Annotated in this window: 25 protein-coding genes and 1 tRNA gene; 10 read left to right on the top strand and 16 right to left on the bottom strand. The window is 56.6% G+C overall.

Going from position 1 to position 25,013, the window contains the following annotated elements; genetic code table 11:
• Positions 1 to 192: 192 nt before the first annotated feature.
• On the top strand, positions 193 to 906 hold the full coding sequence (locus tag P7C00_RS19065; protein ID WP_346635524.1) for a GntR family transcriptional regulator: 714 nt from the start codon (positions 193 to 195) through the stop codon (positions 904 to 906).
• Positions 907 to 910: 4 nt separating this feature from the next.
• Here the strand turns inward: P7C00_RS19065 and P7C00_RS19060 are convergent, their stop codons facing one another.
• The 3 genes from P7C00_RS19060 to P7C00_RS19050 form a co-directional block, all read right to left on the bottom strand.
• Positions 911 to 1,861, bottom strand: coding sequence for a PDR/VanB family oxidoreductase (locus P7C00_RS19060; protein WP_404937094.1), 951 nt, complete (start codon positions 1,859 to 1,861; stop codon positions 911 to 913).
• A gap of 59 nt (positions 1,862 to 1,920) precedes the next feature.
• Entirely contained in the window at positions 1,921 to 2,979 is a 1,059-nt protein-coding gene (locus P7C00_RS19055; RefSeq protein WP_404937093.1) for a Rieske 2Fe-2S domain-containing protein, read from the bottom strand.
• Positions 2,980 to 3,261: 282 nt separating this feature from the next.
• On the bottom strand, positions 3,262 to 4,410 hold the full coding sequence (locus P7C00_RS19050) for a MalY/PatB family protein (RefSeq protein ID WP_404937092.1): 1,149 nt from the start codon (positions 4,408 to 4,410) through the stop codon (positions 3,262 to 3,264).
• A gap of 391 nt (positions 4,411 to 4,801) precedes the next feature.
• On the opposite strand from P7C00_RS19050, the gene P7C00_RS19045 reads away from it, so the two are divergent.
• The 3 genes from P7C00_RS19045 to P7C00_RS19035 all read left to right on the top strand — a co-directional run bounded on the left by P7C00_RS19045 (position 4,802) and on the right by P7C00_RS19035 (position 8,576).
• On the top strand, positions 4,802 to 6,049 hold the full coding sequence (locus P7C00_RS19045) for a pyruvate carboxyltransferase (RefSeq protein ID WP_404937091.1): 1,248 nt from the start codon (positions 4,802 to 4,804) through the stop codon (positions 6,047 to 6,049).
• Positions 6,042 to 6,989, top strand: coding sequence for an AEC family transporter (locus P7C00_RS19040; RefSeq protein WP_404937090.1), 948 nt, complete (start codon positions 6,042 to 6,044; stop codon positions 6,987 to 6,989). Before P7C00_RS19045 ends, P7C00_RS19040 begins: the two co-directional genes overlap by 8 nt.
• Before the next feature lie 546 nt (positions 6,990 to 7,535).
• Complete coding sequence (locus tag P7C00_RS19035) at positions 7,536 to 8,576, top strand: ABC transporter substrate-binding protein (RefSeq protein WP_346635518.1); 1,041 nt, start codon at positions 7,536 to 7,538, stop codon at positions 8,574 to 8,576.
• Between the two features lie 67 nt (positions 8,577 to 8,643).
• On the opposite strand, the gene P7C00_RS19030 is transcribed toward P7C00_RS19035, so the two are convergent.
• Positions 8,644 to 9,612, bottom strand: coding sequence for a LysR substrate-binding domain-containing protein (locus P7C00_RS19030; protein ID WP_346635517.1), 969 nt, complete (start codon positions 9,610 to 9,612; stop codon positions 8,644 to 8,646).
• A 157-nt stretch (positions 9,613 to 9,769) separates the two neighbouring features.
• Between P7C00_RS19030 and P7C00_RS19025 the strand changes: the two genes are divergently transcribed.
• Entirely contained in the window at positions 9,770 to 10,387 is a 618-nt protein-coding gene (locus P7C00_RS19025; protein ID WP_404937089.1) for an extracellular solute-binding protein, read from the top strand.
• A 14-nt stretch (positions 10,388 to 10,401) separates the two neighbouring features.
• On the opposite strand, the gene P7C00_RS19020 is transcribed toward P7C00_RS19025, so the two are convergent.
• The 3 genes from P7C00_RS19020 to P7C00_RS19010 form a co-directional block, all read right to left on the bottom strand.
• Positions 10,402 to 11,280 carry a LuxR C-terminal-related transcriptional regulator gene (locus P7C00_RS19020; protein ID WP_404940043.1) on the bottom strand — a complete coding sequence of 293 codons (879 nt, stop codon included), beginning with the start codon at positions 11,278 to 11,280 and terminating at the stop codon, positions 10,402 to 10,404.
• Positions 11,281 to 11,357: 77 nt separating this feature from the next.
• Positions 11,358 to 12,773, bottom strand: a complete 1,416-nt coding sequence (locus P7C00_RS19015) for an aminotransferase (RefSeq protein ID WP_346635514.1) — start codon at positions 12,771 to 12,773, stop codon at positions 11,358 to 11,360.
• Positions 12,774 to 12,831: 58 nt separating this feature from the next.
• Positions 12,832 to 13,932: a polyamine ABC transporter substrate-binding protein gene (locus tag P7C00_RS19010; RefSeq protein WP_346635513.1), complete on the bottom strand. Its 1,101-nt coding sequence runs from the start codon at positions 13,930 to 13,932 to the stop codon at positions 12,832 to 12,834.
• A 394-nt stretch (positions 13,933 to 14,326) separates the two neighbouring features.
• Between P7C00_RS19010 and P7C00_RS19005 the strand changes: the two genes are divergently transcribed.
• The 3 genes from P7C00_RS19005 to P7C00_RS18995 all read left to right on the top strand — a co-directional run bounded on the left by P7C00_RS19005 (position 14,327) and on the right by P7C00_RS18995 (position 17,279).
• Positions 14,327 to 14,400, top strand: a tRNA-Cys gene (locus P7C00_RS19005).
• A 583-nt stretch (positions 14,401 to 14,983) separates the two neighbouring features.
• Positions 14,984 to 16,147, top strand: a complete 1,164-nt coding sequence (locus tag P7C00_RS19000; protein ID WP_404937088.1) for a nucleoid-associated protein — start codon at positions 14,984 to 14,986, stop codon at positions 16,145 to 16,147.
• Positions 16,131 to 17,279, top strand: a complete 1,149-nt coding sequence (locus P7C00_RS18995) for a hypothetical protein (RefSeq protein ID WP_404937087.1) — start codon at positions 16,131 to 16,133, stop codon at positions 17,277 to 17,279. The genes P7C00_RS19000 and P7C00_RS18995 overlap by 17 nt, the downstream gene beginning before the upstream one ends.
• Before the next feature lie 35 nt (positions 17,280 to 17,314).
• Here the strand turns inward: P7C00_RS18995 and P7C00_RS18990 are convergent, their stop codons facing one another.
• From P7C00_RS18990 to P7C00_RS18980, 3 genes are all read right to left on the bottom strand, one after another.
• Entirely contained in the window at positions 17,315 to 19,597 is a 2,283-nt protein-coding gene (locus tag P7C00_RS18990; protein WP_404937086.1) for a restriction endonuclease, read from the bottom strand.
• A gap of 282 nt (positions 19,598 to 19,879) precedes the next feature.
• Complete coding sequence (locus P7C00_RS18985) at positions 19,880 to 20,944, bottom strand: tyrosine-type recombinase/integrase (RefSeq protein WP_375538789.1); 1,065 nt, start codon at positions 20,942 to 20,944, stop codon at positions 19,880 to 19,882.
• 3 nt (positions 20,945 to 20,947) lie between these two features.
• Complete coding sequence (locus tag P7C00_RS18980; RefSeq protein ID WP_123473537.1) at positions 20,948 to 21,208, bottom strand: DUF4224 domain-containing protein; 261 nt, start codon at positions 21,206 to 21,208, stop codon at positions 20,948 to 20,950.
• Between the two features lie 74 nt (positions 21,209 to 21,282).
• On the opposite strand from P7C00_RS18980, the gene P7C00_RS18975 reads away from it, so the two are divergent.
• Positions 21,283 to 21,879, top strand: coding sequence for a hypothetical protein (locus P7C00_RS18975; RefSeq protein ID WP_404937085.1), 597 nt, complete (start codon positions 21,283 to 21,285; stop codon positions 21,877 to 21,879).
• A gap of 302 nt (positions 21,880 to 22,181) precedes the next feature.
• Here P7C00_RS18975 and P7C00_RS18970 read toward each other — a convergent pair whose 3' ends face one another.
• Positions 22,182 to 22,601: a hypothetical protein gene (locus P7C00_RS18970; RefSeq protein ID WP_404937084.1), complete on the bottom strand. Its 420-nt coding sequence runs from the start codon at positions 22,599 to 22,601 to the stop codon at positions 22,182 to 22,184.
• Positions 22,602 to 22,791: 190 nt separating this feature from the next.
• Between P7C00_RS18970 and P7C00_RS18965 the strand changes: the two genes are divergently transcribed.
• The gene (locus tag P7C00_RS18965) at positions 22,792 to 23,385 is read left to right on the top strand and encodes a hypothetical protein (RefSeq protein WP_404937083.1); all 594 of its coding nucleotides are present in this window, start codon (positions 22,792 to 22,794) and stop codon (positions 23,383 to 23,385) included.
• Between the two features lie 53 nt (positions 23,386 to 23,438).
• Here P7C00_RS18965 and P7C00_RS18960 read toward each other — a convergent pair whose 3' ends face one another.
• The 5 genes from P7C00_RS18960 to P7C00_RS18940 are packed head-to-tail and all read right to left on the bottom strand — an operon-like array spanning position 23,439 to position 24,978.
• Positions 23,439 to 23,765 carry a pyocin activator PrtN family protein gene (locus P7C00_RS18960; RefSeq protein WP_404937082.1) on the bottom strand — a complete coding sequence of 109 codons (327 nt, stop codon included), beginning with the start codon at positions 23,763 to 23,765 and terminating at the stop codon, positions 23,439 to 23,441.
• Complete coding sequence (locus tag P7C00_RS18955) at positions 23,758 to 23,937, bottom strand: hypothetical protein (protein ID WP_016966897.1); 180 nt, start codon at positions 23,935 to 23,937, stop codon at positions 23,758 to 23,760. Before P7C00_RS18955 ends, P7C00_RS18960 begins: the two co-directional genes overlap by 8 nt.
• Positions 23,924 to 24,208, bottom strand: a complete 285-nt coding sequence (locus tag P7C00_RS18950; protein ID WP_404937081.1) for a phage antirepressor KilAC domain-containing protein — start codon at positions 24,206 to 24,208, stop codon at positions 23,924 to 23,926. The genes P7C00_RS18955 and P7C00_RS18950 overlap by 14 nt, the downstream gene beginning before the upstream one ends.
• A gap of 9 nt (positions 24,209 to 24,217) precedes the next feature.
• Positions 24,218 to 24,802, bottom strand: a complete 585-nt coding sequence (locus P7C00_RS18945) for a hypothetical protein (RefSeq protein ID WP_275927163.1) — start codon at positions 24,800 to 24,802, stop codon at positions 24,218 to 24,220.
• Positions 24,799 to 24,978, bottom strand: coding sequence for a hypothetical protein (locus P7C00_RS18940; protein ID WP_258717740.1), 180 nt, complete (start codon positions 24,976 to 24,978; stop codon positions 24,799 to 24,801). The genes P7C00_RS18945 and P7C00_RS18940 overlap by 4 nt, the downstream gene beginning before the upstream one ends.
• Positions 24,979 to 25,013: the final 35 nt, after the last annotated feature.

Here is a 25,013-nt window from a genome sequence, read left to right as displayed (position 1 = left end):
GCCTGTAGCCGCTGCCGCAGGCGGCGATTGCAAGGGCGCGGGAGGTCTTGCGGTAGATCGCCAGGCAAGGCCCTGTGGGCCTGTGCGCCGCCTCGCCGTGGCCCGGCGGCGGCGCCAGGCTACGCCTGGATGCGCGTTGCGGCGGGGCTTGCGTTACTATGGCCGCCCACCTTTTTTCAGGAAGCTGCCCGGATGAGCAAACCCGGTCAAACGGTGCTGGTCGCGCTGCGCAAGATGATCGCCTCGGGCGAGCTGGCGGCAGGCGAGCGCTTGATGGAAGTGCCTACCGCCGAGCGCTTCGGGGTGTCGCGCATGCCGGTGCGCATGGCCTTTCGCACCCTGGAGCAGGAAGGCCTGCTGGTGCGTTTCGGCGGCCGTGGTTTTCAGGTGCGTTCGGTCAGCGCCCAGGACATTGCCGGTGCGGTGGAGGTGCGCGGGGTGCTGGAAGGCCTGGCGGCGCGCCAGACCGCCGAACGCGGGCTGTCGGCCGAGGGCCGGGCGATTCTCGAACGTTGCCTGGTCGAGGGCGATGCGCTGTTCGACAAGGGCTATGTCAACGAGGAAGACCTGGAGGTCTATCACGACCTCAACATGCGTTTTCACCAGGTGATCGTGGCGGGCAGCGGCAACCCGGCGATCGCCGATGCCCTGGCGCGCAACGACCACCTGCCGTTTGCCTCGGTTACCGCCCTGGCGGTGGACCGCCAGGACATGGCCCGGGAATACCGGCGCTTCAACTACGCCCACATGCAGCATCATTCGGTGTTCGACGCCCTGGTCAACGGCCAGGGCGCACGGGCCGAAGCGTTGATGCGCGAGCATGCCAACGCCACCTTGCGTTACGCCGAGATCTTCGGTTCGGCGCTGGCCGACGAGCGCATGAAGTTGATCCTGCCCTCGCCGTGAGGCGCTAGAGATCCAGCACCAGCAACGGGGTCTTGGCGCGGGAACAGCAGGGCGTGAACTGATCGTTGCACGCCTGTTCTTCCTCGGTGAGGAACAGGTCGCGGTGCTCCGGCACCCCCTCCAGCACCCGAGTCAGACAGGTGCCGCAGATCCCTTGTTCGCAGGAAATCGCCACCTCGATGCCCTGGTCCTGCAGCACCTGGACCACGCTGCGATCGGCCGGCACCTGGAACACCTGCCCGCTGCTGGCCAGCTTGACTGCGAAGCTGCCATCGGAGCTGTGGTCCACGGGCGCGGCGCTGAAGTACTCGCGGTGCAGGCATTGTTCCTTCCAGCCCAGGGCCCTGGCGCTGTCCAGCACGTGCTGCATGTACCCGCTGGGGCCGCAGACATACAGGTGCAGATCATCCTGCGGCGCGCCCAGGGCGTGCGCGATATCCAGGGCAGTCTCGGGCTGTTCGTCGAAATGCAGGCTGACCCGCTCGGCGAAAGGCGATTGCCGCAGGCGCGGGACAAAGGCCGCGCGCTCGGCCGAACGGGCGCAGTAGTGCAGCTGGAAATCCGCGCCGCTGTGGGCCAGGTGCTCGGCCATGCTGAGGATCGGGGTAATGCCGATGCCGCCAGCGAACAGCAGGCTGCGCCGCGCGCCGGGGGCCAGGGCGAACAGGTTGCGTGGCTGGCTGATGCGCAGGCGCGCGCCCACCTCCAACTGTTGGTGCAGGCTGCTTGAGCCGCCTCGCGAGGCGGGGTCCTTGAGTATTCCGATCACGTAGCGGTGGCGTTCTTCGGGGTGGTTGCACAGTGAATATTGGCGCACCAGGCCGTTGGCCAGATGCACGTCGATATGGGCGCCGGCGCTGAAGGCGGGCAGGGGGCTTGCGTCGGCCGCGGCCAGTTCGAAGCTGCAGATGTCCAGGGCTTCGCTGTGGCGCGCGACCACCAGTACGTCGATCATTGTCGGTCCTCGCCAGTGGCCGCATCCGGGCCGGCTGGCTGTCGGGGGCGGAGAGGGACTTATCGGCTTGCCGCGATCAGTGCTTCCCGGGGCTTGCGCTCCTGGGCGATCAGGCGTTCCAGTACCCGTCGCGACTGCACGCCGCCGGCGTCGATGTTCAATTTGAGCAGGCTGCGCTGGGGCTGGGCGAGCAGGTTCTGCTGCTGGCGTTCGAGCATCTCCAGGTCTTCGCTGAAGATCTTGCCCTGGCCTTCGCGGATGCTGGCGGTGAGGGCCTGGTCCTGCGGGTTGAAGTTGCGCGCCATACCCCAGAAGTACCAGATCGAGGTGTCGCTTTCGGGGGTGATAAAGTCCACCACGATGCTCGACGCCTTGAATGCCGCGGGGGCGTCGTAACCGCCGTGGCCGGCGTGGGCCACGCCGACTTCGATCAGCACATGGCTGGGCGGGCTGAAGCGGCAGATCTGCCAGCGGTCCACCGGCACGTCGTCGGCCAGCTGGTTGCCGCGCAAGGCCATGCGCCAGAACGGCGGCGGCATGACGTTGTGCATGTGCCGGGCGGTGACCACTTGATCGCCGTCCACTGTGGTCTGTGGCGGCGCCTCGTCGATCTCCTTCTGGCCGATGCTGGAGGCGTGGACATAGGTTTCGTGGGTCAGGTCCATCAGGTTGTCGATCATCAGCCGGTAGTCGCACTGGATGTGGAACAACCCGCCGCCGTAGGCCCACTGTTCGTTGTCGGCCCATTCCAGGTGATGGATCAGCGCGGGATCGGCCAGGCTCTGGTCGCCGGGCCAGACCCAGATGAAACCGTAGCGCTCGACCGCGGCGAAGGTCTTGTTGCAAGGGAAGCCGCGTACCCGCTGACCGGGCATTTCCACGGTCTTGCCGTCGCAGCCCATCATCAGGCCGTGGTAGCCGCACACCAGGTTGCCATTCTCGACATAACCCAACGACAGCGGGGCGCCGCGATGGGGGCAGAAATCCTCGACGGCGGCCACCCGGTCTTCATGGGCGCGGTAGAACACCATTCGTTCGCCGCAGATCTGCCGGCCCAGGGGCTTGCCCTGCAATTCATCGGGGGTGCAGGCAACGTACCAGGCATTTTTTGGGTACATGACGTCTCTCCAGGCGTTTGTTGTTTTTATTTAATGGATCCATTAAAGGGTTCGCGCTCTAGGAGTGTCAAACGAATGCACGGATATTTTGTTCGATAATCGGTTGCTCTTGAGGTTTTAGGGGGTTGTGGATCCATTGAGCGATTTTTATGGATCCATTGAGCGCGTGTCAGGACACCGTCTGCGCCAGGGTGGGGCGTGGTTGCGGGGCCAGGCCAGGAGGGCGCAGCGCCAGGGGCTGGAATCTGGCGGCTGCGGTGGCGGGGTGGGTTTGTGCGGCAATCAGCGCCGTTGCAGGCTGTCCTGCAGGCGCTGGATGCCTTCTTCAAGCATGGCCCGCGGGCAGCCGAAGTTCAGTCGCACGAATTGCCCGCAGTCGTCGCCGAACTCCAGCCCGGCGCTGAGGCCGACCTTGGCCTCCTTGAGGAAGAAGGCGTAGGGGTCGGCAAGGCCCAGGGCGCTGCAATCGAGCCAGGCCAGATAAGTGCCCTGGGGCGCGTGCATGCTAATGCCCGGCAAGCGGGTCTGCACCGCGTGCAGCAGGTAGTCACGGTTGGCTTGCAGGTAGCCGAGCAGTGCCTGCAGCCAGGGGCCGCCGTGGGTCAGGGCGGCGTGGGTCGCTTCCAGGCCCAGGGGGCTGACGCTGTCCACCATGCCGGCGCGGGCATTGTTGAAGGCCAGGCGGGTGGCCGGGTCCTGGACGATGGCGAAGCAGGTCTTCATCCCGGCGATGTTATAGGCCTTGCTCGCTGACATCAGGGTGATGGTGCGCCGGGCGATCTCCGGGCTCAGGGATGCGGTGGGAATATGCCGGCGCCCGTCGAAGCACAGCTCGGCATGGATTTCGTCAGAAATGATCAGTGCGCCTTGATCCAGACAGGCGCTGGCCACGGCTTGCAGTTCTTCCCGGGGGAAGACCTTGCCCAAGGGATTGTGAGGGTTGCTCAGGAGCAGGGCGCCAGCACCTTGCAAGGCCTGACGCAGCGCGTCCATGGGGGTGACATAGGTGCCTTGCTCGGTGAGCTGGAACGGGAGTTCGACCTTGTCCAGGTGCCAGTTGTCCGGGGCCATGCGCAGCGGGCGATAGTTGGGGGTCTGTACCAGCACTTTTTGCCCGGGCTGGACGAAGGCGTGCAGGGCCATGTTGAACCCGGGCTCGACCCCGGGCAGGAAGATCAACTCGTCGGGCTGCACACGCCAGGCGTACTTGTTCCAGAGGTCGGCGACCACGGCTTCGCGCAGTTCATCCCGGGCCACGCTGTAGCCCAGCAGCGGGTGCTCTAGGCGTTGGTGCAAGGCCTGGAGAATGCCATCCGCCACGGCAAAGTCCATGTCCGCCACCCACATGGGCAGGACGTCCTCGGGGTAGCGGCTCCACTTGGTGCTGCCGGTGCCTTGGCGGGGATGCAGGGTATCGAAATCGAAGCTCATGAACGGGTCTCGTCGAATCGCATGGGGAGGGTGGAAGGGATTCTAGCCTTCCCTGAGGGTGGCCGGCAGGGTGTGTTGGGCCAGGCCCGGGGCAAAGGCATTGGCAGGTTCAAGGGGAGTGAAGTGGATGGTGGCGAATATGGTTTGTGTACAGAGTGAAGTATTGAAATAGGTGTTTATTCAATGTCGAGTGTTCTCTGGTTGTCTTTTATAGAGTTTATGTCAAGCGACTTCTTGTGGGTTGTTTGTCATTGTTTGTTGCTGGAATTTTTAAGAATTGTCTTAGTTTGTCTTTTTTAGTCGGTGTTATATGGTGTGGCGGTTATTGGACTTGTTCAAAGTTTCAACGTGAGTGGGTATATCAATAATCGAACCGGCAAGGAGCAGGGCAATGACGGTTGAAAGTGGACTTCGCTATCGTGATTATTCGGTCCCCTATCTAGTGGATGAAACCCTTCGGGAAGGTATTGAACGTACGGCCTTTCCCATTTCTGTGGACGCCAAGGTGGCGATTCTCAAATCCATGGCGGCAGCAGGATTGAGAGATTTCGTGGTGGGCTGCGGGCCTGAAGAGCCGCTGGTCTGGGACCGTTTGCACCAGGCCCGGGAAGCCCATGAACTGCCCGCCGATACCCGGGCCACCTTCATCATTCTGCTCAACTGCTGGGAAACCGCTTTCGCCTATTTCCAGTCCCGCCAGCAACATCGCCAGTGGATCGCCGACACGGTGTTCAGCTTCGGCATGATCACCTACAGGCAGGGTGAGCGGGAGTTCGAGCGGGCCATCGAGGCGTTCCGCAGCATCGGCGCCGTCAGGTTCAAGGCCAGTGTGCTCAACAATTTTCGCAAGGGTGTGTCTGACCAGCGCTATGGGGAAATCTGCCGGCAGATCGACTGGGCGGCCAGCCTCGGGGTGGAGGTCATCAGGATCAACGATTCGGTGGGCTCGCTGCAGCCCCATGTGACCCAGTGGCTGTGCTCGAAGCTGGTGAAGGATTACCCCCATCTGGTGTTTTGCCTGCATGCCCATAACGACAACGGACTGGCCCTTGCCAATACCATGCAAGCCATTCATTCGGGCTTTCAGATGGTTGAAGGGGCGTTGGCCGGTTTTGGCAATAGATCGGGTATTGCGCCCCTGGAACAAGTGGTCAAGTTGTGCAAGGCCAATAATATAAATTTGGGTTCCTGTGAACTTGATCTGGATAAGTTGATCAACGCAGCTCATCAATGTGAAGACACCTTCTTGCAATTGCCCAGTGTTTATCGGCCGGTGAGCGGCAAGTTTGAAACACTCTCCAACTACGGCGTCCTGAATATTCCGGACTTTCTTGAAACCAATGATGAGAAGGGGTACTTCGTCAACTATGTCGGCCTGCATCCGCAGACCATTCGCCAGGCCCTGACTCATTATTCAACGGCAGGACTGGATGTGGCCGCGATTGCCGATGCAGACCTGTGGCCCATAGTGGACAGCCTGAAAGTGGAGATGCAGGCCTCCATGAAGGACATCGAGTCCCACTATCGCCGGGTCATGGGCGGGGTGATGGATTTCTACCGCGCCTCGACTTACACCCCCCGGCAACTGGCGTTGTATGCCGAACGGCGGATTGTTCGGGGGCATGCCGCTCATGGATAAGGTCTTTACGGTGGTGATGCCGCTGTTTGCCATGATCTTCGCCGGCTACTGGATAGTGCGGATCGGGGTCATCGGCAAGGAAACGGTAAAGGGCCTCGTGGGGGTCGTGTTCTGGCTGTTCCTGCCATGCTTCATTTTCATCAAGACCCTGGGCACCCGGGATCACGGCGAGCTGGACTGGGGGCTGCTCAGCGCCTACTACCTGGCTTGCCTGGTGACCTTCATCATCGCCGCGGTGGGCGGTCGGCTGATCTGGGGCGGTAATGGGCGCGTAGCCGGCCTGCGTGGGCTGTCGTCCATATCGGGAGTGGTGGGGTACATGGGCTTGCCCTTGATGGTCATGGCCTTTGGCGATGAGGCGGCCTTGCCGACGTTGATGATCACCATGGCCGACAACCTGGTGATCCTGGCGGGTGGGGCATTGATCATGGAGCTCACTGCGCAGCAGGAGGTACAGGCCAAGCCGGACCTGGCCCGGGTGCTGCTCACCACGACCCGCTCCATTGTCAGCAACCCACTGATCCTGGCGGTGTTGCTGGCGGTGCTGTTCATTGCGCTGCAATGGCAGTTGCCCGGTCCGCTGCAGATCTTCGCCACGCAGATGACCAATGCTACCGGCCCCTTGGCCCTGGTGGCCCTGGGCGCTGCCTTTGCCGTGCACAGGAATCAGAACCTGATCAAGGGCGACGCCCTGGCTTTGGCTCTGTTGAAGGTGGTGGTGCTGCCGGTGCTGGTGTTCGTTTCCGCCAGGTATGTATTTGGCCTCAGCGACTTCCTGGTCAAGATTGCGGTGATCATGGCGGCGCTGCCGGTGGCGGTTAACGTTTTCATCCTGGCGTCGCGCTACAAGACCTATGAGACGGAGGTCTCCAGCAGCATGCTGCTCTCCGCGGTGATGGGCATCGGAGTGATCTCGGGGTTGCTGGTCGTGCTGGACTGATGCTCAAGCCTGCCGGTTGATGACCGGCCTCAGCACCCTGCAAGCGTCATGCGCTTGCGGGGTGTTTTGTTTGCCCGTCCCGCGGCGTTCGCCGCGGGGCTGATACCCCTGGGAGAACCCGCAACAGTTGCCCGCAAAGCAGCTTTTCCCTTGCCTGTGCCTCACAAAAACCTCGTTTCGCAACGTTCCGGGTTATGGAAACAATGAGCCCCTGCATACGCCTGCCCGACTGCCACGGGCGCATCCGGCGATGCACTGCCGATCGATTTGTTCTTCCTACAAAAACAACAGGGAGCAAGCGATGAACCGCCATTCGAGCAAGACCGCGTCCGCTCACCCCGGACCGGTTGCAAACACTCCAAACGAACGGGGCCACAGAGCCCGCAACGGTGAGGATCCGGCCACGTGGCCTGTGCTGCGAGGCGCCTTACACCGCTGACCAAGACTCGTAGTGCCTGGTGCAGTACCGCCCGTGAATACGGTCGCTTCCAGGCTCCTGCTGTGCGGGTTCGTGCGGGCGAGCCGGCTTTCTTGAGGATGGGTTTCATGTCCAACACCTTGCGTTGCGGCGTTGCATTGTCGTGGGTGCTGCTGTGCACCGGGGCTTCGGCTCAACCACAGAACCTCACCGTCATTTCCTTTGGCGGAGCCACCAAACAGGCCCAGGAAAAAGCCTATTTCCAACCCTTCAACCAGAGCGGCGCCGCCCGAGTGGTGGCGGGTGAGTACAACGGTGAACTGTCGAAGATCAAGGCCATGGTCGATGTCGGCAAGACCAGCTGGGATGTGGTCGAAGTGGAGAGCCCGGAGCTGTTGCGCGGCTGTGACGAGGGCTTGTTCGAACCTTTGGACCTGGCCCGCTTCGGTGATCCGGCGCAGTTCGTTCCGGGCACCCTGAGCGAGTGCGGCGTGGCCACTTACGTCTGGTCGATGGTCATGGCCTTCGCCCCGCAGAAGCTGGCCAAGGCTCCCGAATCCTGGGCCGACTTCTGGAACCTCAAGGATTTCCCCGGCAAGCGCGGTTTGCGCAAGAGTGCCAAGTACACCCTGGAAATCGCCCTGCTGGCGGACGGTGTGGCGCCGGCCCAGTTGTATCAGGTGCTCAACACCCCGCAAGGCGTGACCCGAGCCTTCGCCAAGCTGGATCAGATCAAACCTTACATCCAGTGGTGGGAAGCCGGGGCTCAGCCTGCGCAATGGCTGGTGGCCGGTGATGTGGTCATGAGCGCGGCCTACAACGGACGCATTGCCATGGCCCAGAAAGAGGGCATGCAGTTGAGTATCCTCTGGCCCCAGAGCCTGTACGACCCGGAGTACTGGGCGGTGGTCAAAGGCTCGCCGAACAAGGTCCTGGCCGAGGATTTCATTCTCTTCGCCAGCCAGCCCCAGGCGCAGAAGGTGTTCTCGGAGAACATCCCCTATGGACCGGTGCACCGTCAGGCACTGCCCCTGTTGCCTGAGGCGGTGCAGCAGCAACTGCCGACCTACGAGGCCAACCTGCAAGGCGCGCGGGCGGTGGATGCTGGGTTCTGGGTCGATCATGGCGAGGAGCTGGAGCAACGCTTCAACGCCTGGGCGGCCCGTTGAGAGGCTACTGATGCGCTGAGGAAAAAGGGCCTGCACACGTTGTGCAGGCCCTTTTTTGTGGCAGCGTTCAAAGCGGGTTCTGCAATTGCTTCTCCGCCTGATGCACCGCGTCGCGGCATACCTGTCGTAGCCAGTTACAGAGGGTTTGCGCAGCGGGCGACGAACTGTGCTGATGCAGCGCGTAGTGATAGGCCGGTTGGCAGCGCACCCGTCCCAGAGGTAGCAGGCGACCGTCTGCCAGCCACGAGTGGGCCAGGGAAGGACGAGCCAGCACCACGCCCTGGGCGTTGGCGGCAGCCTCCAGCATCATTCCCAGATCCAGCAGGGCCGGGCCATGGTCAGGTTCCGGCAGGCTCAGGCGTGCTTCCAGCAACCACGGGCGCCAAGGCTCCAGGGGCGAGCGCAGCAGCGGCAGGCGGCTGAAGTCCCGTGGCAGGTGCAGATAGCCGAAGCGTGCCAACAGGGCCGGTGCCGCCATGGGTTGCAGCAGTTCATTGAGCAGACGCTGTTGGGGCGCCACATGGGCGCTGTCACCACAGATATTGATGTCCTGACCTGTGCGCCGGGTCAGCGGTGCACAGAGCTGGATCTGCAAATCGATATCTGGATGAGCCAGGCTGTGCTCCGCCAGGCGCGGCACCAGGATCTGTCGGGCGAAGGTGGGCGGGCAGTTGAGCGTCAGCCGTTGCTTGCGCTGGGCCTGACGGCGGTGCAAGGGCACAGCCAGTAGTTGCGTGAGTATCGGGGTGATCTGATCCAGATAAATTTGGCCTTCGACGGTCAATGCCAGGGGCCCGCCTTGGCGATCGAACAACTGCAGTCCCAGTAACTGCTCGAGGGTGAAGATACGTTTGCGCAAAGCGCTGTTGGTCAGCGACAGGGACTTCGCAGCCCGGTCAATGCTCATCATCTGTGCCGCGACGGCAAAGGCCAGCAGGGCATCGAGGCTGGGCAGGCGATAGTCGTTGATCCGGTGCAGGGCGGTTTTGGCCAGTGCCTGCTCAAAGGGTGACCGGGAGCGTAGGTTGCTGTTCATCCATGACCTCGATCTTGAGAAATCTGACGGTGCCAGAGGAGACTTACGCTGTCAGATTGGAAAAAACCTCCCTGGAACACTGCCTTTTATTCCACCTCAATGGTTACGACGGCTGACTAGGCTTGCCGTTTTGGCCTGGAAAAAAGGAAGACTCTCCATGTTCAAGACTTACATCTGGGCGACCACGCTGGTTTACGACCCCAAGGCCCTGCCATGGACCCCCACCCACTGGGCCGACTTCTGGGACCTGGCGGCGTTTCCGGGACGCCGTGGGTTGCGCCACAGTGCCCGATTGTCCTTGGAACTCGCGCTACTGGCGGACGGCGTGAAGGTGTCGCAGGTGTATCCCACCCTGCGAAAAAGCAGTGGAGTTGATAGGGCGTTTCACAAATTGGAGCAGATCAAGTCCCACATTCAGTGGTGGGACGCGGGAGCCGAACCGCTGCAATGGCTGGTTTCGGGAGAGGTGAGCATGTCGTCGGTCTACACCGCGCGAGCCATCGATATGCGCCCGCAGGAGGCGGACTTTCCGCTGCAGTGGCGCGGGCGTCTTTACGACATGGACAGTTGGGGAGTGGTCAGGGGCGGACGGGACAGGGCCGCGGCGCAAACCTGCATTGCCTTTGCCAGTGTGTCCCAGCAGCAGGAGCTGTTTGCCTGGATCATTCATGGCTGCCCCAGCCATGCACAGGCACTACGGGTTGATCACGGCTTCTGGCGTGATCACGGAGAGGCCCTGGAGGAGCGCTTCAAACACTGGGCGGCGGTGAGCTGAACGCACCAGCCGGTTCAATGGGCGGGGTCTTGATGACGTTGGGTCAGCCAGTCGATAAACAACGAAAACAACTCCGCCTGGGAACTGATGGCCAGCTTGGTGTAGAGATTCTTGCGATGCATGCGCACGGTTTCCGGAGAAATTTCCAACACCTTGGCCGTGGATTTCACCGAGTGACCGCGCAGGATCAAGTGGGCGATCTCCCGTTCGCGTACGGTCAGCAGCGGAGTGCCGAAGCTCATGAAGGCGGCTTCGATCTGTTGGTTGAGGTTGGCCGGTGCCTGGGCCGGTAGCGAGCCCTGAGTGGCGTGCCGGACCAGTTGCTGCAAGCCGCCGGCACTGCCGAAGCGGCGGATCAGTTCACGTACCAGCGGTTCCACCGCCCGCAGTAGCGCCAAGGGTTCGCTGGCGAAGCGCGCGCCACTCAAACCCTGGAACATGCACAGGGAAATCTTGCTGTGCGGGTCGAGGTCGACGATGTAGTAGCTGTCTTCGGCGCCCCCGGTCTTGAGGTAGTAGGTCTTGTAGTACTCGCTGGCGAAGAAGTTGTCCGGGGCGATTTCCGAGAGGTGGTAGAAGCCCTCTGCCAAGCCGTTTTCCACCGCCAGGCAAAAGGGGTCGAGCAGGTAGCCGCGGGAGAAATAGCGGTTGATGATCTCGTCGCGGTACTCGCCGACTATGCCTTGCTCATGCAGTAGCTGTGGTGGCAAGCCTTTGCGTTCCAGGCTGATCATCATGGATTCGATGGGGGTCAGGGCATTCAGCGCTGCCGCCAGATGGCTGAGGAAGGCCTCATCGTCCACGCTGTCGAATGCCTTGGCCAAGCCGGCATGCCAGGCCTGCAGGGCATGGAGGGAGAGAGGGGCGTCGGGGGTATTGGCAGGTGCGCTCATGCCCGGCAGTTTAACTGCCGGGCGCAGGCCGGGTAAGACCCCGATTCGCAGTGCTGCCGGTGCCTGTTGTCGATTCATCAACCCAGGTACTGGCCGTCACGGCGCAGCTCGGCTGCAGCCTCGAGGATGCATTCGCGCAAGGTCTCGACAATCTCGTCGATCTGCGCGCGGGTAATGATCAACGGTGGCGACATGACGTTGAGATGGCCGATGGGGCGCACCAGCAAACCCTTGGCCTGGGCTCGCAGGTGGATGCGTTCGGCAATGTTCAGGGCCTCCGGCAACAGGCTCTTGCTGTGCTTGTCGGCGACGAATTCGACGCAGGCCATCAGCCGCTTGCAGCGCACATTGCCGACCAGGGGCAGTTGCGCCAGGCTCTGCAGGCGTTGCTCCATGTAGGCCCCCACATCCTCGACATGGGCCAGCAGGTTTTCCCGCTCGATGATCTCGATGTTCTTCAGCGCTGCGACGCAACTGACCGGGTGTCCGCTGTAGGTGAAACCGTGGGTGAAGCAACGGCCCTTGCCCGGCTCGCCTATCACCTGCCAGATGCGCTCGGAGAAAATGCATGCCCCCAGGGGCAGGTAGCCCGAGGTCAGGCCCTTGGCGGTGGTGATGATGTCCGGCTGCATGCCGAATACGTCCTGCGAGGCGAAAAAGGTTCCCAGGCGACCGAACGAGGTCACCACCTCATCGGCGACATACAGCAGGTCGTAGCGCTGGCAGATTTCCCACATGCGCCGGTGATAGCCCTCGGGAGGAATGATCACTCCGCCGGAACCCATGATGGGTTCGGCGAAGAAGGCCGCCACCTTGTCCGGGCCGATAGTGAGGATCTTGTCTTCGAACTCGGCCACCAGAAAGTCGAGGAAATCCGCCTCGCTCATGCCTGCCGGGGCACGGTAGTAGTTGGGGCAGGAGATGTGGTGAAACAGGTCGCTCATGAAGTCGAACTCGGGAGCTCGGTCGGCGGCCTTGTTACCGATGGACATGGTCAGGAAGGTGGAACCGTGGTACGCGTTGATCCGCGAAATCACATGCTTCTTCTCATGCTTGCCACGACTGTTCTGATAGAACTGCACCAGGCGGTAGGCGGTGTCTACTGCAGTGGAGCCGCCAGTGGTGAGAAACACGTGGTCCAGGTCCCCCGGCGCCAGGCTGGCGAGCTTTTCGCAGAGCTGGATGGCGCTGACGTTGGCCATGTCGCAGAACGGATTGGAATAGGCCAACTGCCGTACCTGATCGGCGATCGCTTCGGCCATTTCCTCGCGGCCCAGGCCGATATTGGTGCACCACATGCCGCCGACCGCATCCAGGTAGCGCTGGCCGGCAGTGTCATAGATATAGGCACCATCACCGGCGGCGATGTTCAGCGAGCCCTGCTCGCGGTGCTCGTCGAACATATGGAAGCCGTGCATGTAATGGGCCTTGTCGGCGGCCACCAGTTGAGGGTCATCGAACTGTTGAAAAAAGGCTTCGGGTTGGATAGCCATGGGCTTCACCTCGGGTCGAATCATTGGACGCAATGTCTATGGAATGGGTAGGAATGGATCACTTGCCGATCTTCACCATGTTCCAGGTGCGGGTGATCAGGCGGGTGCTGGCGGGAGACTGGATCTTCTGGGTGAACAGCCGCTCCCGGGTCTGGGCATCGGGGTAGATCGCCGGGTTGTCACGCACCTCGGCGGTGAGCAGCGGGGTGGCCTTGAGGTTGGCATTGGCGTAGCGGATGTAGTCGCTGACTTCGGCCATCACCTGCGGCTGCAACAGGTACTCGATAAAGGCATGGGCATTGGCCACGTTCGGCGCATCGGCGGGAATGTAGAAATCGTCGAACCAGATCAGCGAGCCTTCCCTGGGAATGAAATAGTCGAGCCTGACCGGTGCCCCCGCTTCATTGGCCCTGGCCTGGGCGGTGGCGTAATCGCCGGACCAGGTCGCACTCAGGCACAGGTCGCCATTGGCCAGGCCATTGAGGTAACTGGTGGAGTCGAACTTGCGGATATAGGGCCGTACGGCCATCAAGGCATCCTGCGCGGCCTTGAGGTCTGCGGGCTCGGCGCTGTTGGGGTTGCGCCCCAGCCAGGCCAGCACCAGCGGCAGAATATCCGTGGGCGAGTCCTGCAGCGTCACCCCGCAATCAGCGAAGCGCGACACCACCTTGGGATCGAACAGCATCGCCAGAGAACCGATGGGCGCGTCCGGCATCCGCTCGCGGATCTTGTCGACGTTGTAGGTCACCCCGTTGCTGCCCCAGGTATAGGGCGCCGAGTACTGCACCCCAGCGTCGTAGTTCTCCAGGCTTGTCAGCACCTGGGGGTCGAGATTCTGCCAACTGGGCAACAACTGCTTGTTCAGCGGCTGGAACACCCGCGCCTTGATCAAGGGCGGCACCAGCGCCGCATTGAGTACTACCAGATCGTAGCCGGAGCGTCCGGGCAGCAGCTTGCCCTGGACGGTTTCATAGGAATCGAAGGTGTCGTAGATCACCTTGATGCCGCTGGCTTTCTCGAAGCCGGCGAGGGTGTTCTCGCCGATATAGTCCGACCAGTTGTACAGCCGCAACGTCTTGCTTGCAGGCTCCTCGGCCTGCACCCAGGCCGCCGCTACCGTCAGAACCACGCCAAACACCGCAGGGAATGCTGTACGCATGCTGGAATTCCGCCTTGAACCTGATGGGAGGAGCCCGGGTCGAGCCGTTGGCGCTACTGTCCGCGAGCCGCCGCACACACGCCATAACCCGATCGGGTAGGTGAGCGAGGAACAGGCAAGGGCGAGCTATCGGACTTGATTTATGCAATCATCCAGCCCCGCCGGCGACTTCGAGCCGTATTTGCCCGCCCGGAAACCTGTAGAAACAGCCCGGCAGAAAAAATATCGAATAGGAGTTGCCAGGAATGGAAAACATGTCCATAATTGCGACCATTCCTCAGCGAGGAAGCGGAAAAACTCTTTAGAAATCAAAGAGTTGCGAGATGAGATTGATCTCGAAAGCCGTTCCAGTTTGTACGTGTGCAGTGTTGTTTTTCAGGCATTGGACATTTGGGGCCGAGTAGCAAAATGGTTATGCAGCGGATTGCAAATCCGCCTACGCCGGTTCGATTCCGACCTCGGCCTCCACCCTTGAAAACCCCGTAGATTAACGTCTACGGGGTTTTTTATTGCCTGGGATTTGGGCAATCGCTTCCGCAAAATTCTGGATCGCTTCCGCAAGCAGCCTGCTTTTGGCATCGAGCTGAGAGAGATTTCACCGGTTTGTTATGAACTGCTTTCGCTCCCTAGTCGTAGCTGCATTCAGATTCGGTTCTTTGGAGTGGCAGCTTTCGGCCAATAGCAGACATCCACCTCAGCAAAGCGATTGCTCACTGTTGCCGAATAGTTTGCGTGAGAGCCGATCAAGGCGTATCGCTGCTATGCCCACGCTGGGGAAATCTAAGGGCGAAATCCTGGCAGTGTTAAAAGCTGGATAAGAGATCTTCACAATCTGTCTTTTCTGAACGGTTGCGTGAAATGCTGTATTTTTATACAGTATAGAGAAGTCCTGTGCTATCTATTCGCCACCAGTTTTTCAGCGTATATAACATGCCACCGGCACATGGAAGTCGTGGTGACCCTCTCGGCATCTTGACCCCATGTCCATTTGGCTAGGGGCTCAGCGTTGTTGCTGCGGCGTATCCCGTAGAGTGACTTGAGGACGCAGAACATGAATGACCTTACCGTTACTGATGAGGTTGGAGCTAGCGAAGGGGTGTCTGACGCGACAGGCGCGCTCCCAGCTCAGTTTGAGGTAGTCGCTGCGATTACGGCGTCCATGGAGCGTGACACGAGCTTGGTGGGAAACCCATTCAAATCCGTACTGGGTAATCTCTGGAATCTCAATAGTAAAGCCGCTAATGATTTCATAGGGCAAATCGAAAAGAAATTTCGTAGGAAAAATAAGTTTCACAGCTATTTTTCCGGGTCACCCTCTAATAGTACTCCTATTAACCTAGAAAAATATATTACTGGCACTATCGACTTTCAGAATCTTGCCCAAGCGCAGATGTCTGTAATCGTTTATGTCGCAAATAGCAATGAACGCAGCACCCTGCAAGGTGGCAATCTTGTTTTTATACATTATAAGACGCTCGGTGATGATGATGATGTCGGTCGATTGATGATTGTAATGGTTGACAAGAAAAGCGCTTTTGAATTTGATGTAACTTTGCAGCCAAAAGCCCTGCAACCCATTGACACTGATGCATTAAGACAGGCAGCAATGTTTGATCTAACGCTGTTTACTGTTATATATCCGAAGAAGGAGGGCTCCACGTACTTGCATTTTATAGAGGGGCGATCCAAGTCGGATTTTTTCAAAACGGCTTTGGGATGTGATAGTACAGTACCTAACAAAGAAAGTGTGTCAAACTTATTCGAAGCAATAAAAAGCTTCTCTCAGTATAACGGATTGAAACCCGCACAGCAGGATAAGTTAACGCAAGGCGTTTATGATTTTTTGGATAAGCACATCGGCAAGCAAGTTTCCTTAGGAGATATCCAGCATATCGTTGACAAGCAGCTGCCCGACGGGCACGAAGCTGTAGGGTCATTTACGGAGTTCGCAAACGATAAGGGCTTCCAAATTAACGATTTTTTTGAAGCGACCAGAGCGAGTTTAAACAACGGCGTTTCGATAAAAATCGTTGATTTTGAAAGCAACTATTCAGTTTCAGTCAAGTCAGGCTCATTAGGATACGAAGGCTCTGACAAACCAGTTTTTGTGGACGATAATCTAACTTATCTTATGATTCCGCTTTCCGCTGCCGATCGTGAAAGAATTCGCGCTATCGTCGGAGATAAAGATAATGTCGATGAAAGTTCTAGCTGAGCTGTTACGTCACTCCAATTGCTGTGTTGAGGACGGCAGCTTGGAAGTTGAATCTACGAAAGTAGAACTTGTAGATATCTATCGGCAGCTCGCTAGCTTAGGTTACAAGGGTGATTACTTTGTATCTGGTCAGGTTCTAAGTATCAATCTGGCTGCCTCGTCATGGGTGACGACTTTGTTTTTAAAGTCCGACGCGGAACTTTGGCAAAAGGTTGTTCAGCGTAAAGCTTTGCCAGAGCGATTTTATGTGATTGAAAGTCACATTCACAGCGACGATCTAAGCGAGCGAGCTATCATGCTCATGCAGTTTTACGTAGAGTGGGTTTCACTACTCTTTAAAATAAAAGATCACGGCGGCAGCACTTCCGATCCAATCTTAGCGTTTTATATTAGCTCTGAGAAAGGAGCAAAGAAATATGAGGTTGATTACAGGAAAGTAGAGTTCACCGACTTGATTGATATTGATGTAAGCCCTGAAGAAAAAGTAAGTCTTAAATACTTAGTTGACATTGTTTCACTGGAGGATGCACACGAAAAGGAACGGCGTGAGGTACTGCGTTCCTCGTTGGCAGAATTACTAGACGTTACACATGTCGATTCACCAATGCTCTGGCTTCTGCAACAAGCAAAGAGACTTAAGAAAAATTTTCAGGAAAATCATGATGTGTATTTGCATAAGTTTTCTGTAAATAAACTATTGTCTGAAATCGAGGAGAAATCTACGGATTATATTTCAAAAATCAACGAATCGATTTCCTCTAGTCAGTCCAAGGCATTCGCGATCCCAGGGGCATTAATCGCTGTTGCGGCATTAATAAAAAATGCGGACCTTGTCTCTCTGCTATTCGTGTGCGCAGGCTTGTTAAGTGTGGCAGTTTTAACCTTTGTTGCAAATAGAATACATTCAGAGGCATACGATGCGTTAAGGGACCAAATTACGCGTTCTTTGACACGCTATGAGGTTATGAAAAATGAGGATGCGGTAAGAGTAAGTGCTACGGGTGCGAAGGAAAAACTCTTGAGTATGCTTAAGAAGGCCAAAGGGAGATTGGAGCTCATTAATGCGCTTTCAGTTACGATTTTTGTTATGGGCGTTTTTTATACGTTGCTCAGCACTTCGGTGTTGAGTTAAAAAGAAGTATGTGTAGCTGATACCTGTCAATATATTCATTCAATTTCGCGCAATGAATCGAAAATGTCGTGAATTTCGTTATCGTTATTGCTACGCTCATGGCGAAGATCTTTCCATTCTTCGTACATATGGTCGGTATTGATCGACTGCTCATTCTCAAACTCACTCATTCTTTCACGCACCCATTCGATATCACTTCCGAAATCGAACTGTGTCATATCTGCAATAGTCCTAAGCGTCTCGTCAAGAGTCTCAAACTCAGAAACAGAGCGGCACTCATGTATCTCATCACTTAAAGAGTTTTCTTGAAAAAAACTAACAGCGGTATGTAGGTCATCGCTCAGTTTATCATCCAAAATATAGAGCTTGGCTGCAATAAGTAAATCTTTCAACTCTTGAGCGCTACAACCTGTAGAAGCCTCTTCAGCCAGAGCACAGATAATTCGGGAATGAAGTGATTTATCTTGAAGTAGTAGCTCAATATTTGAATTTTTTATTTTTTCAAGTAAGCTTAGTCCGCCCTCTATGTTCGCAACTTCCGATTCCCATGCGCCCAGAATCGCATTGATTGCTGCTATAGATGCTTGCAGAAGTTCATTTGATTGCAGCTTTTCCGCCGCGTCGATCATTGTGCCTGCGCGTAGTTCGAAGCTGTCATCGATATAGGAATAGCGGTTGTTATAATGCAGCTTTCGAGGGGCCCTGAAGAGACGCTCAAACATTTGGGCCACCCGATGGGAGTTGTAAGTCAGGTATTGCAGCACATCACGGCTATTTTCATCTATAGAAAAGTTCCATATACGACGAATCTGCTCGAAACGGATGGCACCCTCTATCATGTCCAGCGCATTTGGAGTATCCCTACGAACGACAGCATTCATCATATCAAGTACAGATGGATCAATTACTTCAATTTTATTCCCAGGGCGAATGAAAGAACCGCTCAACTCCGCAAGCCCTGATCGCCAATCGGAAGGCTTGATCTGAAAACGATAGCGCTGAGCTCGCAGTTCGTGCAATGAATAAAAAGCACGTTCCAGGACGTCCGGCTCACATTTTCCGCTGTATGTGTAAAGAGTCAATAAAATACTCCGAGCACAGTCACTAATTTGAAATTCGTAAGCATGCCGCCAAATTTCAGCAGGATTAGCTAACAAGGCTCTAACAAAATCTTGATATTTCTCTGGAGTAGATGATTTCACACGTTGAAAAGTTGAAAGCCAGCTTATCAATCTTGGGTTAAACTTCCGATGCTGAACGATCTCCATATAAAAGCGATTTGTCAATAAAGCATTTCGATAGGCTTCTGGCAAGTCGCTAAAGTAAATGTGATTATATAAAATCTCAGCGCGTTGCATTCTACTATAGTCACCAATTGAGAGCACGCAGCGACTGTCGATTATGTTTGCTTGACTGAATCTCTCTGACGTCGCAATAGCCTGCCTCAGAATATGCTCACGTGTCGTCATGATCAGCTTTGCATTTGATGATGACCGCACCATTTCAATAAACTCGATGATCGCACGATCTTCATTTCGATTAAAAACTGATGCTTGTTCACCTAGGAAGGTTGCGCCTATGAAGTCATCAAAATAGAAAACCTGTTTTTTACCTTTTTGATAAAGTTCGCGACCGGCCTGGAAATCTGTCAAAATTGAAACAGCTTCATAACCAAGCTCAATATGTTTATACAATAGCATTTTGGCGAGTGATGTTTTTCCAACGCCAGGAGCTCCTGAGATTATAATGATATGCTCATTTGCAAGCATCTCAAGTGATCTCGGATACGCAGCGCTCCTCACATATTTATGGATGTCGCGATGCACTTGAGCAACATCAAAATCACTTTGCGTAAGTGAAGCGTTGTAAATCACCCGATCTAGCATTGCACGGCTGGTAAGCCAGAGTTTGTAATGCTGCTGTTCAACTTTAGGGTAGAGGTTGATCAGATTGTTGATGTCGTCCGAACCCAATATGTCATTTGTAGTTAGATGCCCATTAAACAAAGACTGTATTTCGTCTTTGTTTGAAGGATTTAATCCTACCGATGTAACTAGTATGTAACGCGGCGATTTCATGTTTAAAACTTTAATCGCTTCTTTTTTTAGGTCTCTTAGAAGTCCAGGCAATCCTGTTCCTATGTAGTGTTTACATTGAACTACAATGTTATTCGTTCCGACGGAATGACGAAAATCTATACCTTGATCCTTTCCTGCCTTAAATGATTCTAAAACGATCCCCTCGCTAGCTTGAAGTAAATCACGAGCGAGTTGCTCGAAATCATGAGGGGACAGCTGTTTAAAGTCATATTTAGACATATCAGACTCTTATTCAATGCTTCTAATTAAGCTTGAGTGTCAAGGCCTTTCATACTACATGAATAATAGATGAACGGTTCATTTCGATAGCTGAGATGAGTGCTTGGTAAGCTTGGCTGTACTGCCTTAGAGTGATTCAGGGGGATCGTCAGATGATGGCACACGTGGTTTAGATCGACGCTATTTGTGATCGCGTTGATCTTAGCTTTTCACCGAATGCTGTCGATCAGGCATGACTGCTTTTGGCCGTATGCTGCCGATCATGATGTTGGCAGCGTACGATTATTTAGTAGGTTTAACGATCTCTCCAACTCGTCTATAGACCTTCTTGGTCATCTCCTCAGTTGAATGCCCCAGCAACCGACTTGCATGCGTCAGCTCGATCTCACTGGCAGCCTTCGGCCGAATGTCCTTGAACTGAAACTGCCGAATGCTGACCGCCAGTGCTGGGTCACCATCGGCTGCAGCCTTGACGGCAGCCTTCTCCCGCGCATCGTCCCAGCGGTTGCGCAGCATTTGCTGGCTCATTCGTAGCCCTGAGGCGTTGGTGATTAGCGTCGATGTCCTGATGCTGTTGATTCTCCTGCGTTCCTGTAGGTCTTCTATAAAGGCACTCAAGCCTGACTGGACGCCTTCTTCCTCCAGGCGCAAGCGTAAGCGCTTTTCGGTCTTGCCCTGGCCAATCAGCAAGAACCCATTGTTCAGATCGGTGGCGGCGATCTTGAGCACGTCCGCGGGGCGTTGTCCGGTCAAGTAGGCCAGGTCCATGGCGTCCTTCAGTTCCTGCACCGCCTCAGCGTAGACGGCATTCCATACGGTCTCGCCGGCGTAGTAGTCCCTGGGCTTTTCCTTGTTACGACGAACGCCGAAGCACGGGTTGGCTTTGTCGGTCAGGCCCCACTCTCGGGCAATGGTGAATGCGTGAGAGAGTAGGGCGATCTCTCGATTGGCCCGGACCTTGGCGGTTCTGGCATCGCGGTACTGGGCGATCACCTGGGGGGTGATCGATTCGATAGGTGCGTTCTCAAAGGCTCTCCTGAGCTGCTTGAGTTCCTTGCGGTTGTCCGACTGGGTACGGATCGATTTGCCGGGGATGATCTCCTTTTCGTACCGGTCGAACACGTAGCTCATCAGGTGGTTAGGCTTGGGTGGCGCTCTGCGCTCCAGCCTGGCCCATTCCACCTTGGCCTGATCGAGGTCGGTGCCCAGTGGGATTTCTTTGCGTTTGCCGGCGTGGTCCCTGCCGTCGTAGTAGTACGCCGTCCAGATCTGACCGTTCTTGCCCTTTCTGATACGGCGCACCATGCGCGGCGGTAGGTCGCGGTTGCCTGTGGTTCTCTTGCGCACTGGTTAGCTCACATTCGCAAGGTTGAGTGACCAGACTTCAGTCACGGCACTAGCTGCAGAGGGTTTAACGCCGGCTAACTTCATCCTGGCGTAAACCCGGCCAACGATGGGTCGCCGGGCACCGGTCAGAACAAACTCCCAATGGTTGTTGGTTAGCCATTGGATCTGTTTGGACGGGAGCTGATAACCCGTGATGGTTGCGAGTTCTTCCTCGGTCAAGGTTTCGCTTTGTAGCGAGTTAGCTGCGTCGTATGTATTCGTCATGCTGCCACCCTCATGGACGGAAGGCTTGAAAATAGGCATGCTCGACTCTTTTTGATGGCTGGGAGCCATGACGCATGAAGAGATTCAGCATGCCTCTGGAGATGAAGGTCGCCTACATATGGATTGTCTGGGCGTTTCTGGCGGTAGGAGCTGTGGGGTGGCCCTTTTTTGTCTTGCTTAATGCATTTGATGCCAAGCAGGATGCTGCGGCTTGGGTGCAGGCTATTGGAAGTGTTGCCGCTGTAGCGATGGCACTTTTCGTTGCCAACAAGCAAGCCCGAGAAACCGCTAAAGCAAGACGCACGCGGGAGTCCGTGATTCTTAAACTGGTTAGCAGTGTGGCAAGGAACGCTGCTACGACTACAGCAAATCTCTTCAACAGTTTTGATGTTCTTCATTCGGAAGATAAAGCAGCTCAGGTTCAGCTCTTGTCTGACTATGAACAGCAGCTGATTCTCGTAAGAGGTATTAATCCGGTTGAGTTGCCTGTCGTGGAAATGTTGGAGCCTTTCATAAAAATGAGAGGTGCAATGGAAGTGGGACTGGCACTTGCGAAGCTGCTTGCTGAGGGGGGTAAGGTTGATCGGTTGGCTTGTGCTACTACACTTCAGATCACTGACCAAATCGTCAACGGAGCTGCGGAAATACTCTGTAAATTTGGTCTTGATTGAGGCGTCTTTACAATGCTGCTTATCCCCCACTTCACGCTGCGCGAGCGGCCCACTCTGAGCGTTCAGCATTGCTCCAGGTGTGGCTGCCCCGCGCAGCTTTTCGTGGGGGATACGTGTCTCGGTCGTGTTGCGGGCAAGAGCAGTAATGCCTGCTGCTGCGCAGCAGAGGCTCTTTGTTTTCTGTGCGTCGACGCCGGTGAAGTTGCGGAGCAAAGCGGTCATGGTTTGTGCGGTGTGCTGAGCTTGCGGCATGCCGCTTTCCTCCGGTTTCTGATAGCGGGCTGGTCCATCGATCTGCTGGCTCATGCCGCTTCCTCCTTTGCTGCTGGCTCCACTAGGGCGGCCATGGTCAGGGCTTGATCGCGCAGCGAGCGTGAGTCTCTTTCGAGTTTTTTCCCGGTCTTGAAGGCGCTGAATGTCTCGGCGGCGATGCGCAGCAGGTCGGCGATAGCCAGCAAGGTCTGCTTGTGTGCTGGCTTGAGGGCTTGGCTGTCCTGCAGGTTTTTGTGGAGTGCGGCCAGCCTTTGGTTATCGGCTCGCACGAACTTGAGGGCAGTTGTCAGCTCGCGCAGGGCTCTTGCGTTGCCCGCTTCGGCAACGGCTTTGCCTTCCTCGATCCCGGCTGCTCGGCCATTGCTTCGGCCAATCAGGTAACCGGCCCAGTAGAGTAGGGCGACGGTGAGTATCAGGCCGATCAGGGCAATGATCTGTATGTGGGTCATGTGGTGTGCTCCGGTGGGTTTGGCTGGTGGTGGCAGCTGTTGGGTTATTGGTCGTGCTCGTTGGCGTCCGTCAAAAAGCCTTCTCAATCATCAGCCTGTTTCATGGACGAACGGCGTCGGAATGGGCATGCTCGACACATTTGATGGCGAGGGGCCATGAGCGATGGTTGGGCCAAAATTTAAAGAACGAATGATTGAGACGTCTCTTTTGGCATTGTGGTGGTTGTTGTTTGGAGCAGCCGCTCTGTGGTTGATGGTTGGCTCGGTTGCTTACTGGGTAAAGCAAGGATGGTTGCCCCCCGACACATCTGGTTGGGCTCAGGCCATTGGTGCGATTACCGCTGTGCTTGCAGCGTGGTGGATTAGTGAACGGGGCCATAAAAAAGCAGAGCTTGCGAAGCGCCAAATGGACCACGCGGAAAAGATTAAAAATGCTGAAGTTCTGTATACCCTCGCGGTGACTGCGGAAAGCACCTTTCTTCAAGTCGCACATGCGCTTGATCAGTCTCCATGGCGAGATATTGACTATTACCGCGAGGAGATTAGTTGGCTTCTTCCGAGGCTTTCTTCGATGTTCGAGTTTGGAGGCGACAGTGAGTTTATGCAGTTGCTTCATGCGATTAATGACGAGGTCATTCGCGGAAACTCTTATCTTCGTAGACGAAGCGTTAGCAGAGTGAACAGAGACTCTTTGACAGAGAACCGTTTTTACAACGCCTGTAAGATATTGAGAGAAAAAGCCAACACCTATCTTGAGGAGATGAAGGCGAAAGGTATTGACTGAAGACTTTGTATCTGGGGGCATGTGGTGCGCTCCTAGTTTGGGCAGCCGTTGGGTTATTGGTCGTGCTCTGCGGCGTCGGCCTGTTGCTTGGCGTGTTCTTCATCCGCCCGGTAGGCGCGGATGTCGATCAGTGCGGCAACGTGGCGGATGTGTGCGTACTTCGGTGCCTTGCGGCTGCTGTCCAGGGTGGTGACGGGCAGTTGAATGCGGCCGCTGCTGATCTCGGCGGCGAACGATTGTTCGTTGAGGTTGCGGAAGTACTGCACGCGGATCTTTTCCAGCGGGATCAGGACATCGCCGAAGGTGCGATACAGCAGCTCGACGGTGGCGGTTTCCGGTGCTTGCATCAGGCGCAGTGGGGTCTGGTTGGCGTTACTCATTGGCTTGCTGGCTCTCCATGCGCTGGCGGCGTTTTGGGTGGTTCCAGGTGATCAGGCAGTGGGCTTTGGTCAGTTCGCGCAGATGCTCGGGTACCTCAAGGAGCGCAGCGTTGCGCTCCTCTTTGGTCCGTAAGGCGATGATCTGGCGGGCGTACTCCCTAGGCCACGTCACGGCGATCTGCCGGGATAGCGGGCAGGGCGAGGCCCAGTTGCTCGGCAAGCCAGGGAATGCCGGCCTGTCGAACCCGCGTTGACTGGCTGTATTGCATGCCGAGTTTGTCGTGGTACCAGTTGCCGTCCTTGATACGCAGGTACTCTCGATCCCGCACCGGGAAGGCCGGCAGGTTGTTTTCGGTGAGCAGGTGCTTCTCGCGCATCAACTTGATCAGGGCAGGACGAGTGAGGCCGAAGTACTTGGCGGTCTTTTCAAGGTTGCGTTCCATGACCGCCTCCTAAGCAGCGTGCGCGGCGGGAGTCGCCAGCGCTGCCAAGTGAAGGATGGATTCACAGACGTCCTGGTACATCTGCACGTCGCTGCCTGAGACGGTGAAGCACTTGGTCCTTGGGCTTTTGACGCCGATGCTCAGGATAACGGTGACGCCCTTGCGCGTTCGGGTGCGGTGCACGGCCAGACGAATCGGCAGTTCAAATCCGAGATCCAGATCGAGGAAGCCACCCAGGCACACCACACCAAACACCTGCTCGCGCTGTTGGGCGCTGAAGGCTCCGAACACGCGCTCGGCGTGTCGTGGTGGAGCCAGCTCGGCGTTAGGATCGATTGGGCCGTTGGCGATTTCTTCGATGAAGTCAGCCAGCTTCAAGTGGGCTTTCTTGTCGTTGGCCAGGGTCAGCGTGTGGCGTTCGCTGCCGACCTCGACCACAAAAGTGACGTCTGCCTGGGTGCGATCAACCTTCAGCCGAAGCTTCAGCGCCGTGCGCTGTGGTGAATCGCGCAGGGTGTGGTGGAAGGTTTCGCTCAGGTTGACCTGGGCCTTGAGCAGTTGCAGCGTGCGGTTGTCGACTCTGAATTTGCTCATGCCGCGTCGCCTCCGCCGTTCGGATCGAAGGGGGAGGGCCCGCGTTTTTTTGCCACGAGCTTAAGTTTTCTGTCGTGAAGGACAACCAGGCAGCCGGTATTGGATTGCAGCTGCTCGATCAGTTTTGGGTTTCTGGCACATGCCGGATGGACGTGCAGTGTCGCGGTGGTGTGCATGGTATTGCCTCGCTCTGTGGTGGAAGAGTGAGGCA

Origin of the sequence: Pseudomonas sp. JDS08PS003, assembly GCF_045013505.1 — a bacterium.
In the GTDB taxonomy this organism is placed as follows: Bacteria; Pseudomonadota; Gammaproteobacteria; order Pseudomonadales; family Pseudomonadaceae; genus Aquipseudomonas; species Aquipseudomonas protegens_B.
Note: the sequence above shows the minus strand (reverse complement) of the source record. Positions and strands in the feature narration are given on the sequence as shown.

Coding starts and splice junctions, on each gene's coding strand:
- P7C00_RS19030 (WP_346635517.1), bottom strand. CDS start 9,612: ATGAACAGCAACCTACGCTCCCGGTCACCCTTTGAGCAGGCACTGGCC.
- P7C00_RS19000 (WP_404937088.1), top strand. CDS start 14,984: ATGAATGACCTTACCGTTACTGATGAGGTTGGAGCTAGCGAAGGGGTG.
- P7C00_RS18960 (WP_404937082.1), bottom strand. CDS start 23,765: ATGAGTAACGCCAACCAGACCCCACTGCGCCTGATGCAAGCACCGGAA.
- P7C00_RS18950 (WP_404937081.1), bottom strand. CDS start 24,208: ATGGAACGCAACCTTGAAAAGACCGCCAAGTACTTCGGCCTCACTCGT.
- P7C00_RS18975 (WP_404937085.1), top strand. CDS start 21,283: ATGAAGAGATTCAGCATGCCTCTGGAGATGAAGGTCGCCTACATATGG.
- P7C00_RS19010 (WP_346635513.1), bottom strand. CDS start 13,932: ATGCGTACAGCATTCCCTGCGGTGTTTGGCGTGGTTCTGACGGTAGCG.
- P7C00_RS19050 (WP_404937092.1), bottom strand. CDS start 4,410: ATGAGCTTCGATTTCGATACCCTGCATCCCCGCCAAGGCACCGGCAGC.
- P7C00_RS19015 (WP_346635514.1), bottom strand. CDS start 12,773: ATGGCTATCCAACCCGAAGCCTTTTTTCAACAGTTCGATGACCCTCAA.
- P7C00_RS18995 (WP_404937087.1), top strand. CDS start 16,131: ATGAAAGTTCTAGCTGAGCTGTTACGTCACTCCAATTGCTGTGTTGAG.
- P7C00_RS18970 (WP_404937084.1), bottom strand. CDS start 22,601: ATGACCCACATACAGATCATTGCCCTGATCGGCCTGATACTCACCGTC.
- P7C00_RS19060 (WP_404937094.1), bottom strand. CDS start 1,861: ATGATCGACGTACTGGTGGTCGCGCGCCACAGCGAAGCCCTGGACATC.
- P7C00_RS19025 (WP_404937089.1), top strand. CDS start 9,770: ATGTTCAAGACTTACATCTGGGCGACCACGCTGGTTTACGACCCCAAG.
- P7C00_RS18940 (WP_258717740.1), bottom strand. CDS start 24,978: ATGCACACCACCGCGACACTGCACGTCCATCCGGCATGTGCCAGAAAC.
- P7C00_RS19055 (WP_404937093.1), bottom strand. CDS start 2,979: ATGTACCCAAAAAATGCCTGGTACGTTGCCTGCACCCCCGATGAATTG.
- P7C00_RS19020 (WP_404940043.1), bottom strand. CDS start 11,280: ATGAGCGCACCTGCCAATACCCCCGACGCCCCTCTCTCCCTCCATGCC.
- P7C00_RS19035 (WP_346635518.1), top strand. CDS start 7,536: ATGTCCAACACCTTGCGTTGCGGCGTTGCATTGTCGTGGGTGCTGCTG.
- P7C00_RS18945 (WP_275927163.1), bottom strand. CDS start 24,802: ATGAGCAAATTCAGAGTCGACAACCGCACGCTGCAACTGCTCAAGGCC.
- P7C00_RS19040 (WP_404937090.1), top strand. CDS start 6,042: ATGGATAAGGTCTTTACGGTGGTGATGCCGCTGTTTGCCATGATCTTC.
- P7C00_RS19065 (WP_346635524.1), top strand. CDS start 193: ATGAGCAAACCCGGTCAAACGGTGCTGGTCGCGCTGCGCAAGATGATC.
- P7C00_RS19045 (WP_404937091.1), top strand. CDS start 4,802: ATGACGGTTGAAAGTGGACTTCGCTATCGTGATTATTCGGTCCCCTAT.
- P7C00_RS18980 (WP_123473537.1), bottom strand. CDS start 21,208: ATGACGAATACATACGACGCAGCTAACTCGCTACAAAGCGAAACCTTG.
- P7C00_RS18965 (WP_404937083.1), top strand. CDS start 22,792: ATGATTGAGACGTCTCTTTTGGCATTGTGGTGGTTGTTGTTTGGAGCA.
- P7C00_RS18990 (WP_404937086.1), bottom strand. CDS start 19,597: ATGTCTAAATATGACTTTAAACAGCTGTCCCCTCATGATTTCGAGCAA.